The organism is Knoellia aerolata DSM 18566 (assembly GCF_000768695.1).
Classification (GTDB): Bacteria; Actinomycetota; Actinomycetes; order Actinomycetales; family Dermatophilaceae; genus Knoellia; species Knoellia aerolata.
The window spans coordinates 82,365-98,096 of sequence record NZ_AVPL01000001.1 but is presented as its reverse complement, the minus strand read 5'-3'; the positions used below and the strand labels follow the sequence as shown (position 1 = coordinate 98,096).

The 15,732-nt window shown below is 72.7% G+C and carries 14 protein-coding genes and 1 tRNA gene; 4 read left to right on the top strand and 11 right to left on the bottom strand.

Features of this window, described 5'->3' with window-relative positions:
- The 7 genes from N801_RS00490 to N801_RS00460 all read right to left on the bottom strand — a co-directional run bounded on the left by N801_RS00490 (position 1) and on the right by N801_RS00460 (position 7,790).
- Complete coding sequence (locus N801_RS00490; RefSeq protein ID WP_035931654.1) at positions 1–855, bottom strand: FAD binding domain-containing protein; 855 nt, start codon at positions 853–855, stop codon at positions 1–3.
- Positions 852–3,374 (bottom strand): xanthine dehydrogenase family protein molybdopterin-binding subunit, encoded by a 2,523-nt coding sequence (locus N801_RS00485; protein ID WP_035931651.1) that lies wholly within the window; start codon positions 3,372–3,374, stop codon positions 852–854. Before N801_RS00485 ends, N801_RS00490 begins: the two co-directional genes overlap by 4 nt.
- Before the next feature lies 1 nt (position 3,375).
- Positions 3,376–3,873: a (2Fe-2S)-binding protein gene (locus N801_RS00480; RefSeq protein ID WP_035931960.1), complete on the bottom strand. Its 498-nt coding sequence runs from the start codon at positions 3,871–3,873 to the stop codon at positions 3,376–3,378.
- Between the two features lie 133 nt (positions 3,874–4,006).
- Positions 4,007–5,128, bottom strand: a complete 1,122-nt coding sequence (locus tag N801_RS00475) for an XdhC family protein (protein ID WP_035931649.1) — start codon at positions 5,126–5,128, stop codon at positions 4,007–4,009.
- The gene (locus N801_RS00470) at positions 5,121–6,233 is read right to left on the bottom strand and encodes a vWA domain-containing protein (protein ID WP_035931646.1); all 1,113 of its coding nucleotides are present in this window, start codon (positions 6,231–6,233) and stop codon (positions 5,121–5,123) included. Before N801_RS00470 ends, N801_RS00475 begins: the two co-directional genes overlap by 8 nt.
- Before the next feature lie 7 nt (positions 6,234–6,240).
- Positions 6,241–7,125 (bottom strand): AAA family ATPase, encoded by an 885-nt coding sequence (locus tag N801_RS00465; protein ID WP_035931644.1) that lies wholly within the window; start codon positions 7,123–7,125, stop codon positions 6,241–6,243.
- A 56-nt stretch (positions 7,126–7,181) separates the two neighbouring features.
- Positions 7,182–7,790: a nucleotidyltransferase family protein gene (locus tag N801_RS00460; RefSeq protein WP_035931641.1), complete on the bottom strand. Its 609-nt coding sequence runs from the start codon at positions 7,788–7,790 to the stop codon at positions 7,182–7,184.
- A 133-nt stretch (positions 7,791–7,923) separates the two neighbouring features.
- Between N801_RS00460 and N801_RS00455 the strand changes: the two genes are divergently transcribed.
- Entirely contained in the window at positions 7,924–9,057 is a 1,134-nt protein-coding gene (locus N801_RS00455) for an alcohol dehydrogenase catalytic domain-containing protein (protein WP_156996373.1), read from the top strand.
- A gap of 3 nt (positions 9,058–9,060) precedes the next feature.
- Here N801_RS00455 and N801_RS00450 read toward each other — a convergent pair whose 3' ends face one another.
- On the bottom strand, positions 9,061–9,810 hold the full coding sequence (locus N801_RS00450) for a ZIP family metal transporter (RefSeq protein ID WP_035931638.1): 750 nt from the start codon (positions 9,808–9,810) through the stop codon (positions 9,061–9,063).
- A gap of 169 nt (positions 9,811–9,979) precedes the next feature.
- On the opposite strand from N801_RS00450, the gene N801_RS19465 reads away from it, so the two are divergent.
- Positions 9,980–11,512, top strand: coding sequence for a CYTH and CHAD domain-containing protein (locus N801_RS19465; RefSeq protein WP_169744194.1), 1,533 nt, complete (start codon positions 9,980–9,982; stop codon positions 11,510–11,512).
- Between the two features lie 53 nt (positions 11,513–11,565).
- Here N801_RS19465 and N801_RS00440 read toward each other — a convergent pair.
- A tRNA-Tyr gene (locus N801_RS00440) sits at positions 11,566–11,649 on the bottom strand.
- 60 nt (positions 11,650–11,709) lie between these two features.
- On the opposite strand from N801_RS00440, the gene N801_RS00435 reads away from it, so the two are divergent.
- Complete coding sequence (locus tag N801_RS00435; protein ID WP_035931636.1) at positions 11,710–12,204, top strand: YajQ family cyclic di-GMP-binding protein; 495 nt, start codon at positions 11,710–11,712, stop codon at positions 12,202–12,204.
- 30 nt (positions 12,205–12,234) lie between these two features.
- On the opposite strand, the gene N801_RS00430 is transcribed toward N801_RS00435, so the two are convergent.
- Positions 12,235–12,693, bottom strand: a complete 459-nt coding sequence (locus tag N801_RS00430) for a hypothetical protein (protein ID WP_035931632.1) — start codon at positions 12,691–12,693, stop codon at positions 12,235–12,237.
- Between the two features lie 299 nt (positions 12,694–12,992).
- On the opposite strand from N801_RS00430, the gene N801_RS00425 reads away from it, so the two are divergent.
- Positions 12,993–13,208 (top strand): hypothetical protein, encoded by a 216-nt coding sequence (locus tag N801_RS00425; RefSeq protein WP_035931629.1) that lies wholly within the window; start codon positions 12,993–12,995, stop codon positions 13,206–13,208.
- 33 nt (positions 13,209–13,241) lie between these two features.
- Here the strand turns inward: N801_RS00425 and pepN are convergent, their stop codons facing one another.
- Entirely contained in the window at positions 13,242–15,704 is a 2,463-nt protein-coding gene (gene pepN, locus N801_RS00420) for an aminopeptidase N (protein WP_035931952.1), read from the bottom strand.
- Positions 15,705–15,732: the final 28 nt, after the last annotated feature.

The window sequence follows — 15,732 nt, the reverse complement described above, 5'->3', positions numbered from 1 at the left end:
TCAGCCTCCCGCCGCGGCCAGGACGGCTCGCCTCGTGAGGACGGGGGCCAGCGCGCGCCGGTAGTCGGCACTGCCGTTGAGGTCGCTCGGCGGCTCGGTGCCGTCGGCGGCCGAGGCGCAGGCCGCGCCGATGGCTGCCTCGCTGACCTCGCAGCCGACGAGGGCCTGCTCGACGCTCCTCGCACGCAACGCGGTGAGGCCCATGTTCGTCAGGCCGATGCGCGCCTCGGCGATCGTGCCGCCCTCGGTGCGCACGGTCGCCGCGACGGCGACGATCGACCACTGGTGGACGACGCGCACGAACTTCTCGTAGTGCCCGCCCCAGCCCGTGTGCTTCGGGATGCGGATCGACGTGAGCAGCTCGCCGTCGCCGACGGCGGTCTCGAACAGGCCGGTGAAGAAGTCGCTCGCCGGGACGGTCCGCTCGCCACCCGGTCCGGTGATGACGAGCTGGGCCTCGAGAGCGAGGATCGGGGCCGCGACGTCACCGGCCGGGTCCGCGTGCACGAGCGCTCCACCGACGGTGCCGCGGTGGCGGATCTGGGGGTCGGCCACCTCCTCGACGGCCTTGGTGAGGACGGTCGCGTGCTCGCGCACGGCCTCGCTTGCGATGAGGTCGACGTATGCCGTCATCGCGCCGATGACGAGGTGGTCGCCGTCGTCGGTGATGCCGCGCAACGCGTCGATCCGGCCGAGGTCGACGACGACCGAGGGGTCGCCGAGCCGCATCCGCAGGACGGGGAGCAGCGACTGGCCGCCGCCCAGCACCTTGGCCTCGTCGCCGTGCTCGGCGAGCGCCGCGAGCGCGTCCTCGACCGAGGTCGGGGCGAGGTAGTCGAAGGCTGCGGGGATCATCGGGTGCCTCCTTCGGCTCCGGTGCCGGGATCCTGGTTGGGCTCACCCTCGACGAAGTGCGGCTGGGCCTCGGGGGTGGTCTCGCTCGTGCCGCCGGCCCGGGCCGACTGGATCGCCGACCACACCCGCTCGGGGGTGCACGGCATGACGATGTCGTCGACGCCGAAGTGGCGCACCGCGTCGATGACCGCGTTGACGACCGCGGGGGTCGAGGCGATGCACCCGGCTTCGCCGACACCCTTGGCGCCGAGGTCGTTTGACGTGGCCGGTGACACGGTGCGGTCGGTCGTGAAGCTGATCGTGTCGGCTGCGGTCGGGAGCGTGTAGTCGACGAAGGAGCCCGTGACGAGCGTGCCCGACTCGTCGTGGACCGCCTCCTCCCAGAGCGCCTGCGCGATGCCCTGGAGGAGACCGCCGTGGACCTGGCCCTCGACGATGAGCGGGTTGACGACGTTGCCGATGTCGTCGACGGCGACGTAGTCGCGCATCCTCACCTGGCCGGTCTCGGTGTCGACCTCGACCGCGCACAGGTGGGTGCCGTGCGGGAACGAGAAGTTCGAGGGGTCGAACGTCGCGTCCGAGTCGAGGTTGGGCTCGATGCCGTCAGGCAGGTTGTGGCCCGCGAAGGTCGCGAGCGAGACCTCCCCCAGGCTGATCCCCTTGCCCGTGCCACGGACCGTGAAGGAGCCAGCCGAGAACTCGAGGTCCTCGACCGCCGCCTCGAGCAGGTGGGCCGCGATGGGCTTGGCCTTCTCGACGACCTTGCGCGAGGCCATGATGACTGCCTGCCCGCCCACGACGAGGCTGCGCGAGCCGTAGGTGTCCATGCCCCGGGCCGAGACCTGGGTGTCGCCGTGGAGGATCTCGATGTCCTCGAACGGGATGCCGAGCTCGTCGGCGACGATCTGGCTCCACGCGGTCTCGTGGCCCTGGCCGTGGGCTGACGACCCGGTGACGACCTCGACCTTGCCGGTGGGCAGCATCCGCACACTGGCGTTCTCCCACCCTCCCGCGCCGTAGCTCAACGAGCCGAGGACGCGCGACGGTGCGAGCCCGCACATCTCCGTGAAGGTCGAGATGCCGAGACCGAGCTGCACGGTGTCGCCGCTCTCACGGCGCCGCTTCTGCTCGGCGCGGAGGCCGTCATAGTCGAAGAGCTCCTTGGCGCGGGCCGTGGCCGCCTCATAGTTGCCCGAGTCGTACTCGAGGCCACACACGCTCGCGAACGGGAACTCCTCGTGCTTGATCCAGTTCTTCTCGCGGATCTCCAGCGGGTCGACACCGAGCTCCACGGCGAGCTCGGTCATGAGCCGTTCGATGGCGAAGGTGGCCTCGGGCCGTCCGGCCCCGCGGTAGGCGTCGGTCCACGTCTTGTTGGTGAAGATGTTCTCGCAGGTGAAGCGGTACGCCGGGAACTTGTAGATCGCGTTGTACATGAACGCCCCGAGGATCGGGACGCCCGGCGTGACGAGGCCGAGGTAGGCACCCATGTCGGCGAGCAGGTCGACCTTGAGACCGGTGACGGTGCCGTCCTTGGTCGCGGCCAGGGTGAGCTTCTGCCACTGGTCGCGGCCGTGGTGGGCCGAGAGCAGCGACTCGCTGCGCGTCTCGGTCCACTTGACCGGGCGGCCCGTCCGACGGGCCGCGAGGAACGTGATGATCTCCTCGGGCGTGACCTGGAGCTTGCCGCCGAAGCCGCCGCCGACATCGGGCGCGATGACCCGGACCTTGGACTCGGAGACGTCGAGGGTCAGCGCGAGCATGAGCCTGAGGATGTGGGGCACCTGCGTGGAGGACCACATCGTCATCTGCTCGCCGGTGGGGTCGACGACGACCGAACGCGGCTCCATGAACGACGGGATGAGCCGCTGCTGCCGGTACTCCCGCTCGAGGACGATGCCCTCGGCCCTGGCGGTCTCGATCGCGGCGTCGACGTCGTCGCCGGTGCCGGCCTCCTTGGAGTCGAACACCCACGTCGCGCTGACGTTGGTCCCGAGGTCGGGGTGGGCGAGGTCGCCTCCCGCGGCCGCGGTGCGCAGGTCGAGCACCGCGGGCAGCTCGTCGTAGTCGACGTCGACGAGCTCGGCGGCGTCGCGCGCCTGGGCGACGGTGCGCGCCACGACGACGGCCACGACCTCGCCGGCGAAGGCGACCCGGTCGACGGCGATGGCGGGGTGGGGCTGGCTCTTCTGGTCGGCCGTGATCGGCCAGGCGCACGGGAGCGCGCCCTGCTCGTCCTTGACGTCGGCGCCGGTGATGACGTCCATGACGCCGGGCGACGCCTTCGCCTCGGTCGTGTCGATCGCCGTGATCCTCGCGTGGGCGAACGGGCTGCGCACGGTGACGATGTGCAGCATGCCGGGCAGGACGATGTTGTCGGTCCACCTCGTGCGGCCGGTGATGAGCCGCTGGTCCTCCTTGCGGACACGGGCGCGGCCGACCTCGCCACCGCCACCGGTGTCGTCGACGTCGACCCGGTCCTCGATCTCCTCGGCCACCGCCTCGGGGCTGATGCTCATGTCACTCACCCGCCATGACGTCGGCGGTGCGGCTGCCGGCCATCGCGGCGGCGCCCTGCTCCACCGCGCGCACGATGTTGTGGTAGCCGGTGCACCGGCAGAGGTTCCCCTCGAGGCCCTTGCGGATCTCCTCCTCGGACGGGGTCGGGTTCTCCCGGACCACGTCAAGGCTCTGCATGATCATCCCCGGCGTGCAGTAGCCGCACTGGAGGGCGTGGCACGCCCGGAACGCCTCCTGCATCGGGTGCAGGACTCCGTCCCTGGCCAGGCCCTCGATCGTCGACACCTCGTGCCCGTCGGCCTGGACGGCCAACAGGTTGCACGACTTCACGCTCACCCCGTCGAGGTGGACGGTGCACGCGCCGCAGTTGCTCGTGTCGCAGCCGATCACGGTCCCCACCTTGCCCACCACCTCTCGCAGGTAGTGCACGAGGAGCATGCGGGGCTCGACCTCGTCGCTGTAGGTCGAGCCGTCGACCGTGACCGAAATCCGAGTCATCATTGACCCTTCCTTGGCGGGGTGGTGCGGTAGTTGATCTTGAACTCACATCGACGTCCGTCGCAAGCGTTCGGGGAAAGTCCCAGGTTCGAGCCGCATGGGGCGGCGCGCCCATGTCCCGACGGGGTCGGGGTCAGCCGTGCAGGTGGATCGGCCCGCCGCGCTCGGAGAGGCGGTCGCCGTGACCTCCCCACTGGAGCGCGATGATCTCCGCGGCGATCGACACCGCGGTCTCCTGGGGGGTGCGCGCGCCGAGGTCGAGCCCGATCGGCGACGACAACCGGGCCAGCTCGTCGTCGGTCAGCCCGGCCTCGCGCAGGCGCTCCGTGCGCTCGTCGTGGGTGCGCCGCGACCCCATGGCCCCGACGTAGCCCACCTCGGGCAGCCGCAGCGCGACCTCGAGCAGGGGCACGTCGAACTTCGGGTCGTGGGTGAGCACGCAGAGCACGGTGCGCCCGTCGACCCGGCCGGCCGCCGCCTCGGCCGTGAGGTAGGTGTGCGGCCACGCGACGACGACCTCGTCCGCGGCCGGGAGCCGTGCGGGGGTCGCGAAGACCGGACGCGCATCGCACACCGTGACGGCATACCCGAGGAAGTGGCCGAGCTCGGCGACCGCCGCCGCGAAGTCGATGGCGCCGAAGACGATCATCCGCGGCTTGGGGGCGTGGGCGGCGACGAAGACGCGCATGCCCTCGCCCCGTCGTTCCCCCTCCGGGCCGTAGGTCAACGTCTCGGTCTGGGCGGTGGCGAGGAGTCCGCGCACGTCGTCGGTGACGGCCTCGTCGGCGCGCCGCGACCCCAGCGACCCGCTCACCGTGTCGGGGCGCACGACGAGCCGGCTCCCGACGCGGGCCGGGTCGGGGTGGGCCACGACCGTCGCGACGGCGACGGGGCGCCCCGCGTCGATGTCGTCGGCGACCTCGCCGAAGTCGGGGAAGGTCCGGCGGTCGACCTGCTCGACGAAGACGTCGAGCTGTCCCCCACAGGTCAGGCCCACGCTGTATGCCGTGTCGTCCGAGATGCCGTAGTGCACGAGTCGTGCCGTGCCCGAGCGCAGGACGTCCTGACCCTCCTCGTAGACGGCGCCCTCGACGCAGCCTCCGGAGACGGACCCGACGGCCTCACCGCTCGGCCCGACGAGCATCGAGGCGCCGGGCGGGCGGGGCGAGGAGCGGAAGGTGTCGACGACGGTGCCGACGGCGGTGCTCTCTCCGGCGTCCCACCACCGGCGCAGCTCGGTGAGGACCTCACGCATCCGCAACCACCTCCAGGAGCTCGGCGAACGCGGCCATCGAGTGGCCGGCGACGAAGGTGTCAACGTACGGCAGGGCCGCGACGATGCCCTGCTGCACCGGCTCGTAGGCCGCGTGCCCCTGGTGCGGGTTGGCCCAGACGACGCGGTGGGCGAGGCCGGCGACCCGGCGCATCTGCTCCGCGAGGGCATCGGGGTCGGTCCGCTCCCACCCGTCGCTGATGACGACGACGACGGCGCCGCGGGCCATCCCCCGCCGTCCCCAGCGGTCGAGGAACGCCCTGAGGCCGTCGGCCAGGCGGGTGCCCCCGGACCAGTCCGGGATGGCGCGACCGGCTGCCACGAGGGCCCGGTCCGCGTCGGGCTGGCGCAGGGCGGCGGTGACGTGGGTGAGGCGGGTCCCGAGCGTGAAGACCTCGACCGGGCCGTCGGACCGGCACCACACGTGCGCGAGCCGCAGGAGGGAGTCGGCGTAGGCGCTCATCGACCCCGACACGTCGAGCAGCAGGACGACACGGCGGGGCCGGTCGGTGCGACGACGGTGGCGGATCGGGCCGGGCTCGCCGTGGCGGCGCAGCATGTCGCGCAACGTCGCCCGGGCATCGACGTCGCCGCGTCGGGAGGGCCTGCGTCGGTGGGCGAGCCGCCTCGGTGGTCGCGGCCGGAGCGTCGCGAACATCCGCGTGAGCATCGCGCGCTCGCTCGCCGACATCGCGGCGATGTCCCTGTGCCGCAGCACCTCCGTGTCGCTGGCCGTCGCCCGGACCGCATCCTGGTCGAGGCCCTCGTCCGGTTCGCCCGGCGGCGGCTCACCCCGCAGGTCGGCCATCGTCGTCGGGGGTCGGACGGGAGCACGGCGGGCCGCGCCGGGGCGTTCGGCACCGAACCATGCGGCATACACGAGGTCGTAGCGCTCGAGGTCTGACGGTGAGCCGCACAGCGTGGCCCGCCCCGCGGCATACGTCGCGGCCTGGTCGTCCAGGCCCACGGTCGAGACGGCCAGCAGGTAGGTGCGCTCCCGGTCGGCGGTGACCGCGACACCCGCGGCTCGGAGGGCGCGCGCGAAGCCGAGGAGGACCTCCTCGGCCGGGCGCACCGCGGTCGTCACGACCGGGTCACCGCGCCATCAGCCGGTCGAGCGACGCGCGGACGCGGGCGCCGTCCTCGCGGTACTTCACCGCGACACCGAGGGTCGCGGCCACGGAGGCGGTGTCGAGCTCCCTCGTGCCGAGCTCGTGGAGGGCCCGCGCCCAGTCGAGGGTCTCGGCGACGCCCGGCGGCTTGATGAGCTCGGCGTCGGCACGGATCGCGTGGACGGCACGGACGACCTGCTCGGCCAGCTCCTTGGGGACCTCGGGCGCTCGGGTCCGGACGATCGCCAGCTCCCGCTCGAGAGAGGGGTGTTCGAGCCAGTGGTAGAGGCAGCGTCGCTTGAGGGCGTCGTGCACCTCCCGGGTGCGGTTCGAGGTGAGGACGACGAGCGGCGGCGTTTCGGCCTTGATCGTGCCGAGCTCGGGGATGCTCACCTGCCACGTCGAGAGGACCTCCAGCAGGAACGCCTCGAACTCGTCGTCGGCCCGGTCGATCTCGTCGACGAGGAGCACCGCCGGGGCCTCACGGAGTGCCCGCAGGACCGGCCGGGCGAGGAGGAAGCGCTCGTCGAAGAGGCTGGCCTCGACGTCCTCGAGCGCCGTGGCGCCGCCGACCGCCCCGACCGTCTCGACCGCGCGCAGGTGGAGGATCTGGCGCGGGAAGTCCCAGTCGTAGAGGGCCTGGCTCGCGTCGATGCCCTCGTGGCACTGGAGCCGGATGAGGGGGACGCCCCCGGCCTCGGCGAGGGCCTCGGCGAGGGCGGTCTTGCCCGTGCCCGGTTCGCCCTCGAGCAGCAGCGGCCGGTCGAGCCGGTGGGCGAGCCATGCGACGGTGGCCAGCGCGTCGTCACCGAGGTAGCCGGTGTCCTCGAGTCGCCGGCGCAGGTCCGCCGCGGTGGAGAAGTCCATGCCCGCATCGTCACACGCGCCGCCTCCCGGGGCGACGCACTCCCCCGGAACTGGGGTCAGAGGTCCGCGGGCCGGTCGACGTCGCGGCCGGTGGCGAGGTCGCCGCACTCGACGAGGAGCGTGCTGGCGGCGTCGAGGTGGCCGCGGGCTCCGCGGTCACCCACCGCGCCCTCCCGGATCGCGTCCCAGTGCTCACGCCCGAGCAGGACGGGGTGCCCCGGCTTCCCGTCGTATGCCGCCCGCACCAGGAGGCTGCCGAGCCCACCGTCCGCCGCGCTCGCCGCGCTGGCGCGGGCCACCTCCAGCACCCGCACGTGGGCGGCCGACCCGACGTCGGGGAGGTCGACGAGCATGACCAGGGCCGCCTGCGCGCTCGTGCCCGCCAGGGCGTCGAGGCCGTGGCGCAGCGAGGCGCCCATCCCCTCGTCCCAGTCGGGGGCCTCGACGACGCGGGCTCCTGCCTTCTCCGCGAGCGCCGCGACGGCCGATGCGGAGGCCCCCACGACGACGTGGACCTCCCCCACCCCGGCCTCGCGCAGGCGTGCCACGGCGGTCTCGACGAAGGTGGGGCCGGACGGAGCGAGCCGGAGCAGGCCCTTGGGCCCGCCCATCCGGCGGCCGGCTCCCGCCGCGAGGACGAGTCCGACCACGTCGTCATGCACCATCCGCACACTGTGCCACCGCCGTGGTGGACGCGCGGACGGGCGCCGAAGGCACGACAGCCGGGGCGTGGGGGCGGAGGCACGCCTACGGTGGGGTTCCGGACCACGACCCGACCCGCACACGACAGGGGCACCCATGGGCATCACGACGAGGGCGGCGGTCCTGCGCGCGTCCACCGGGGTCCATCCCTTCGCCGAGTCGCTGCCCCTCTCCGTCGAGGAGGTGACCCTCGACGGACCCGGCCCGGGCGAGGTGCTCGTCCGGATCGTCGCCGCCGGGCTCTGCCACTCCGACCTGTCGGTCGTCAACGGCGACCGACCACGCCCGCTCCCGATGGTCCTCGGCCACGAGGCCGCCGGTGTCGTCGAGGAGGTCGGAGCCGGGGTCACCTCGGTCGCGGTGGGCGACCGCGTCGTCTGCTCGTACGTCCCCTCGTGCGGGAGCTGCGCCGACTGCGCGGGCGGCAACCCGGTCCGGTGCGCCGACGGCCAGGCCGCCAACCGGGAGGCCCGGCTCGTCACCGGCCGGCGCCCCTTCCGCGACGCCGACGGGCGCGAGCTCCACCACCACCTCGGCGTCTCGGCGTTCTCCGAGCTGACCGTCGTGTCGCCGCGCTCCCTCGTGCCGGTTCCGGACGCCGTGCCGCTCGAGACGGCCGCGGTCTTCGGCTGCGCCGTGCTCACCGGCGCCGGTGCCGTCCTCAACACGGCGCAGGTGCGCCCCGGCGAGTCCGTCGCGGTCGTCGGGCTCGGCGGGGTCGGCATCTCCGCCGTCATGGCCGCGGCCCTCGCCGGGGCCCACCCCGTCATCGCCGTCGACGCCGTCGCCTCGAAGCTCGACTCCGCGCGGGCGGTCGGCGCCACCCACGGCGTGCTCGCGAGCGACACCGCCGTGCAGGAGATCCGTGACCTCACCGGCGGCGGCGTGCACGTGGCCGTCGAGGCCGCAGGGCACCCGGGCGCCCTCGCCACCGCATACGCCGCGGCGCGCACCGGGGGCCGGATCGTCGTCGCCGGGCTGCCGCACCCCCGACACGAGGTCGGCGTCTCGATCGCGTCGCTCGTCGCGGAGGAGAAGTCGATCCTCGGCTCCTACATGGGCTCGTCGGTCCCCCGCCGCGACCTGCCGCGGCTCTTCGACCTGTATGCCGCGGGGCTGCTCCCGGCCGACGCCCTCGTCACGTCGAGCCGGGTCCCCCTCGACGACGTCAACCTCGCCCTCGACCGGCTGCACGCCGGCACCGAGGTGCGCCAGGTCATCGCGCCCTGACGGTCAGGCGTGGCTGAGGACGAACGCCGCCATGAAGCCCACGGTTGCGGCGAGGCCGGCATACATGTGCGTCTTCTCGAAGGCCTCCGGGATCATCGTGTCGGCGACCATGGCGAGGATGGCCCCGGCCGCAAGCGCCGTGATGGCGGCGACGGTCTCCGGCGCCGCCCCCTCCAGCAGGAGCACGCCGAGCAGCCCGGCCAGGCCGGTGGTGATCGCGATAGTGGCCCAGACGCCGAAGACGTAGCGAGCGCTGCGTCCTGACACCTTCATCCCCGCTGCGCTCGACAGCCCCTCGGGGAGGTTGGACAGGAAGATCGCGGCGAAGACCGGGATCCCGGCACCGCCCCCGCCGAGCAGGCTGAGCCCCAGGACGATCGACTCGGGGATCCCGTCGAGCAGGGCACCGATCGCGATGGCGGCGCCGCTGCCCGGCGTCTCCTCCTCCGAGCCCTGGATCTCGTGCGACCGCTTGCGGTGCCGTGCACCGCGCTTGGCGAGGGCCACGTTGGCCGCGACGTAGATGACCGCCCCGCCCATGAAGCCCGCTGCGGTGGGCACGAGCCCGCCGACGGACTCCGCCTCGTCGACGAGGTCAAACGACAGGGCCGAGATGAGCACGCCAGCCCCGAACGCCATGACGGTGGCCACGACCCGCTGCGGCACCTTGACGAACCAGGCGATGCCGGCGCCGAGCACCAGTGCGGCGCCCGCGAGGAGCCCCCACAGTCCTGCCTCGGCCCACACGGGCATGCGCATCGTCCTTTCGCGGTCACCGCAGTTCTACCCCGAACCGCACCGTCCACGGTCCGCAGGCACAGGACGAAGGCCCCTGACCGGCATACGGGCTGGCGCCGACCTGACGTCAGCGGCTGGTCACAGAACCCTCCGCAGGGCCGTGCTCGTCCGCGAGGATGACGTCATGGCAGCGACGCGTCACGAGGAGGTCGAGCGCAAGTTCGCCGTCGAGCCCGACACCGAGTGCCCCTCGTTCAGCGACATCGCCGCCGTCGCCGAGGTCGCACGCGCGGTCGAGATCGACCTGGAGGCGCTGTACTTCGACACCGTCGAGGGCGAGCTGCTTCGCCCTGCGGCGGCGGGTCGGCGGGGCCGACGAGGGTTGGCACGTGAAGGGCCCTCCGGTCCCGGCACGCGCACCGAGACGCGCCTGCCACTCGGTCGGGCGGTCCGCACCGTGCCGAAGCGGCTGCGCGTGCTGGTGGAGCCGGTCATCGGGTCGAGGCCGCTCGTGCCCGTCGCTCGGGTGACGACGCACCGGACCGAGCGCGCTTTGCGTGACGCGTCCGGCGCCGACATCGCACTCTTCTGTGACGACGTCGTGCGCACCGAGCGGCTCGTCCCGCCCACCCTGCACCGCCACTGGCGGGAGTGGGAGATCGAGCTCACTGACGGCAACCGTGACCTTCTCGAGACCCTGACGGCCGCCGTGGTGGCTGCCGGCGCCCGCCCGGCGCCCGCGTCGTCGAAGGTGGCCCGAGCCCTGGCGGAGGACGCACCCGAACGCGGGGACGAGCCGCCGTCGACACCGCCCCGTCGCCGGTCCGACGCCAGTGAGGTGCTGCGCGCCTACCTCGCCGAGCAGCTGGTCGTCCTCAGGGAGCACGACGCCGGCCTGCAGGGTGAGAAGGTCCACCAGCTGCGGATCGCCGCCCGCCGCCTGCGGTCGGTGCTCGCCAGCTATCAGGAGCACGTGGACCCGGGCATCGTCGAGCCCGTCCGTGAGGAGCTGCGATGGCTGGGGCTGTCGCTGGGCCCGGCTCGCGACTTCGAGGTCCTGCGACGCCACCTGGACGAGATGCTCGACGGCGAGCTCGGCCAGCCCAACGACACTGCCTCCGCGTCGCTGCGCTCGCGGATCGACCACGACCTCGAACAGGCGCACCGCGCAGGGCGCCACGCGGCGCTGGAAGCCGTGGCGAGCGAACGTTACGGACGTCTGGTCACGTCGCTCGAGGCCATCGTGGAGTCCCCCACGGCGCTGCCCCCGAGCACTCGTCGGGCGCGCTCCGCGCTCCCCGGGATCCTCGCGCGTGACGTGCGACGGGTGCGACGAGCCGCCGAGGTCGTTACCCGCTCCGCCCCCGGTCACGCGCACGACGCGGCGCTGCACGAGGTCCGCAAGAAGGCCAAGAGGCTGCGGTACTCCGCCGAGTCCGCGATCCCGGTGCTCGGCACGCCGGCGAAGACCCTCGTCACGCAGGCGAAGGCGCTGCAGGAGGCACTGGGTGCCCATCAGGACGCCGTCGCCGCGCGAGCCTGGCTGCAGGACCTCGCCGCACGGGCTGACGGCGACGTCACCGTGGCGTTCGGCGCCGGTCGGCTCCACGCAGGAGAGCAGCTGCGCGCTCGCTCCGCTGAGCGGGACTACGAGGAGGCGCTGCGACAGCTCCCGCGCAAGCACGTCCGCACATGGCTGCGTGGGCGCACGACCTGAGGTGCCACGACGAAGGCCCCTGACCGGCATACGGTCAAGGGCCCTCGAGCACGTGGTGGCGGGTGAAGGATTCGAACCTTCGAAGCTTTCGCGATGGATTTACAGTCCACTCCCATTGGCCGCTCGGGCAACCCGCCGTGCGCGTGGAAGGATAGCAAGCCGAGACCCTGAACCCGAAACTCGACCCTGGAGGACCCGTGGCGGACAGCTCGATGGACATCGTGAGCAACTACGACAAGCAGGAGGTCGCCAACGCGGTCAACGCCGCGGCCAAGGAGGTCGCCAACCGCTACGACTTCAAGAACGTGGGCGCCAAGGTCGAGCTGTCGGGTGAGTCGATCTCCATGCAGGCCAACTCCGAGGAGCGCGTCCTCGCCGTCCTCGACGTCGTCCAGACCTGGCTCGTCAAGCGCAAGGTGTCGCTCAAGCACCTCGACGTCCCCGAGGCCGGGCCGCGACTGTCGGGCAAGGAGTACAAGCTCGACGTGCCGCTCAAGCAGGGCATCTCGACCGAGAACGCGAAGAAGATCAACAAGATGATCCGCGACGAGGGGCCCAAGGGCGTCAAGTCGCAGATCCAGGGCGACGAGCTGCGCGTGAGCAGCAAGTCGCGCGACGACCTCCAGGCGGTGCAGCGCATGCTCACCGCTGCCGACCTCGACGTCGCGCTGCAGTACACGAACTACCGCTGACGAAGCCGCCCCGCGCGTGGCGGCCTCTCGTCAGCGGCTGGATCCCGGGGCGCGCGCGATCGTGACCGGGCCCACGATCCACTCGGTCCCCTCGCCTCCGTCCCCCCACTGCGAGGAGAAGTCACAGGTGAAGGCGGAACCCGTGAGGCCTGCCTTGGTGCCCCACGACCGGGTCTCGAGCTCCGGGAGGCCCGCGTAGTCCGTGGCTGGCGCCTGGGCGGCCTGCTCGGCAGTGGTCGCGAGGTAGTGGGCGTCCCGGAGGATGACGTAGTGACCCGCGAGGTCACCGGTGAGGATCCACAGCGAGTCCGACGGCGGCACGGCCACCCAGTCGCTCGGAGCCAGCGTGGTGCTGCCACACGTGAGGGTCGCGTTGGGCAGCCAGGTGTCCGGCGCCCCCGACGCGGACGCAGCGGCGCCGATGCCGAGCGTCGCCGCCGTGACGCCCACCAGCGCTGCCCGGGTGATGTTCTGTGTCTTCGTGGCCATGTCGAACCAGTTCCCTTCACCTGCCGCGAGGACCTGCCCGCGGCTCCCTCGCCGCGGGCTCCTGCCAGCGGCGACTCGCCGCCGAGATCGTGCCGACGGCGCCCTCCGGGTCTCTCCAGCGTATCGACAGGACTCCGCCCACGTCCGAGGTTCGCCACAACGGCCGAGAGCGTCGACGCGCACACGACGGGCGCGCCGGTGGCAGGGTCATCAGTGCCATTGGCCTCCCACCCGGGGAGGCGTACGTTGCGAGACGGCAGGGGTCTGGACCGCCCAGTGCCCCGCGCCCGGAGGAAGCCATGAAGAAGCTCACGATGCTGCTGTCCGCGCTGGCTCTCTGCGCCGCCGCTCCGGCGTCCGCGTCGCCTCAGCCCAACCCGACGGCTCCCGCCCACACGGGGAACGCCTGCATGAAGGTGCTCGAGCACAACCCGCAGGCAGGCCCGGGGTCGCACAGTGCCCCGCAGGCCCAGGAGAACTTCGCCGAGGTCGGCGCAGCCTTCTGCGGGCTCTGAGCCCTCACCACTCGCGCGACGGCAGGAGCGGGCTCAGCCGGCCCAGCGCGAGCGGGAGGTCAGCGCCTCCTCGAGCTTGGACAGCTCGTCACCCATCGCGCGCCGCACGCCGGCGGTGAGGCGGGGGCCGGCCATCGCCGTGCGCACCAGCTCGACGGTCCCGGGCTCGACCACCCGCGAGGGGAAGGCCAGGCTCGCGACCCGGTCGTGCGCGTCCGCGCCCAGCCACTGCGCGAGGCGGGGGATGTCGGTGACGTAGCGGGCGGCATACGGTCGCAAGGTCTCGATGGACCCGCTCGACCAGAACCCGGTCGCGAGCGCGTTGAGCTCGTAGTTGGAGCGCTCCCGGTTCTCGGTGATCTCGGCCCACGCCCATTCCTTGTCCGAGGCCTCGGGGCGGGCGGCGCGTGCCGTGAGCCCGGCCAGGTGCCCGGAGAGCGTCGTGTCGTCCGCCTCGACTCCGGCGATGAGCGTGTCGTCGGCGAGCCCGAGACGAGCCATGGTCTGCACGACGAGCCACCGGAAGTCGGAGTCGCCCTCGAGACCCTCGGGGAGGGAGCGCCCGTCGACCCACGCCGAGAGCCGATCCTCGTCGGTCGTCGCAGCGGCCAGGACCCGCGCCGCCACGAGGGCCCGGTCCGACCCGGGTGTCGCTCCCTGGAACGCCATGAGCGCCGCGCCGGCGAGTCGCTCCTCGGCCGCCTCCACGTCGTCCTCCGCGAGGAACGTCGGGAGGATCCGGTCGTTGAACGCGGTGGCCACCCGGGACATCAGGGCGTCGTGGGACTCCAGCGGCCAGGCCGCCGTGAAGACGTCGAGCGCGACCTTGGGGTCGACGCTCGCCCGGAAGACCCCGGTGAGCACCGCGCCCCAGAGGACCGAGCGGGCGGTGGTGTCCGGGATCCGCGACAGCTCGGCCGGCAGGGCCGCGAGCGAGGCGGCGTCGAGGTCGACGACGGCCCAGGTGAGGTCACCGGCGTTGGGCAGGAGCACGGCGGAGTCCGGCACCGCGTCCAGCCGCACCTGCGGGGCGTCGAGCGTGACGGGGGTGCGGAAGGTCTCGGCGCCGCCGGTGAACCCCGCGACGTCGAGGGCGTGCGTGCGGTCGGCGGGGTGCGCCTCCGGCACGGTCCGGGTCAGCGTCCCGTCGCGGTCGAGCGCGATGACGTCGACGCCCGCGGTCTCGAGCCAGGCCCGGCTCCAGTCCGCGAGCGAGGCACCGTGGGTGGCCTCCATCGCCTCGAGGAACTCGGACAGCTCGCCGTTGCCGTGCTCGTGGGAGCGGAGGTATGCCGTGACACCGGTGTTGAACGCCTCCTCGCCGATGTGGGCGATGAGCTGGCGCAGGACCGAGGCGCCCTTGGCGTAGGAGATGCCGTCGAAGTTCTCGAGGGCGCTCTGGGCGTCCGGTGCCGGTGACCCGGCGACGGGGTGGGTGCTGGGTGCGCGCTCGGCGGCATACCCCCACTGCTTGCGCGCGATCCCGAACTCGACCCACGAGTCGGTGAACTCGGTCGCGGCGCTCGTCGCCGTGTAGGCCATGAACTCTGCGAACGACTCGTTGAGCCACAGGTCGTCCCACCAGCGCATCGTCACGAGGTCGCCGAACCACATGTGGGCCATCTCGTGGGCGATGGTGTTGCTGCGCTGGAGGACCTGCTCCCGGGTGGCCGCCCCGCGGAACAGCATCGGGTCGCGGAAGGTCACGCAGCCCGGGTTCTCCATGGCACCGGCGTTGAACTCGGGCACGAAGACCTGGTCGTAGTCGCCGAACGCGTAGCGCACGTCGAAGGTCCGGTGGAAGTGGTCGAAGGACTGCTTGGTCACCTCGAGCATCTGCGGGGCGTGCCGCTCGAGGTCGGCGCGCAGGCTGCGGCGGGCGTGGATCCCCAGGGGGATGCCGTCGTGCTCGTCGTGCACGGACACCCACGGCCCGGCGCACACGGTGACGAAGTAGGTGGCCAGCGGCAGGGTCTCGCTGAGCTCCCACTCCCCCGGCCCGGTCCGGGTCGCTCGGCCGTTGCCGAGGACGACCCACTCCTGCGGCGCACGGACCGACACGGCGTAGGGCGCCTTGAGGTCGGGCTGGTCGAAGCAGGCGAACACCGTTGGCGCCGCGTCGAGGAACAGGTGCCCGTAGACGTAGTCCTCCCCGTCGGCCGGGTCGGTGCTGCGGTGCAGTCCCTGCCCGTCGCGCGAGTAGGTCATCGTCGCGGTCACCTCGACGGTGTTCTCGGCGCGCAGGTCCCTCAGCGCCACCCGGCCGCCGTGGACCGACCCGACGTCGAGGGGCGCGCCGTTGAGCACGACCGACTCGACCGACACGGGTCGCAGGTCGAGGAACGTGGTCTCACCCGGGGCGTTGCAGGAGAACCGGATCCGCGCTGTGGAGCCGAACTGCTCGGCGCCGCGGTCGAGGTCGAGGTCGACCTCCATCCGGTCCACGGTGATGAGCTGCGCCCGCTGCCGGGCTTCGTCGCGAGTCAGAGATGGCACGCCGCGATGCTGCCACACGGCGCGCGCC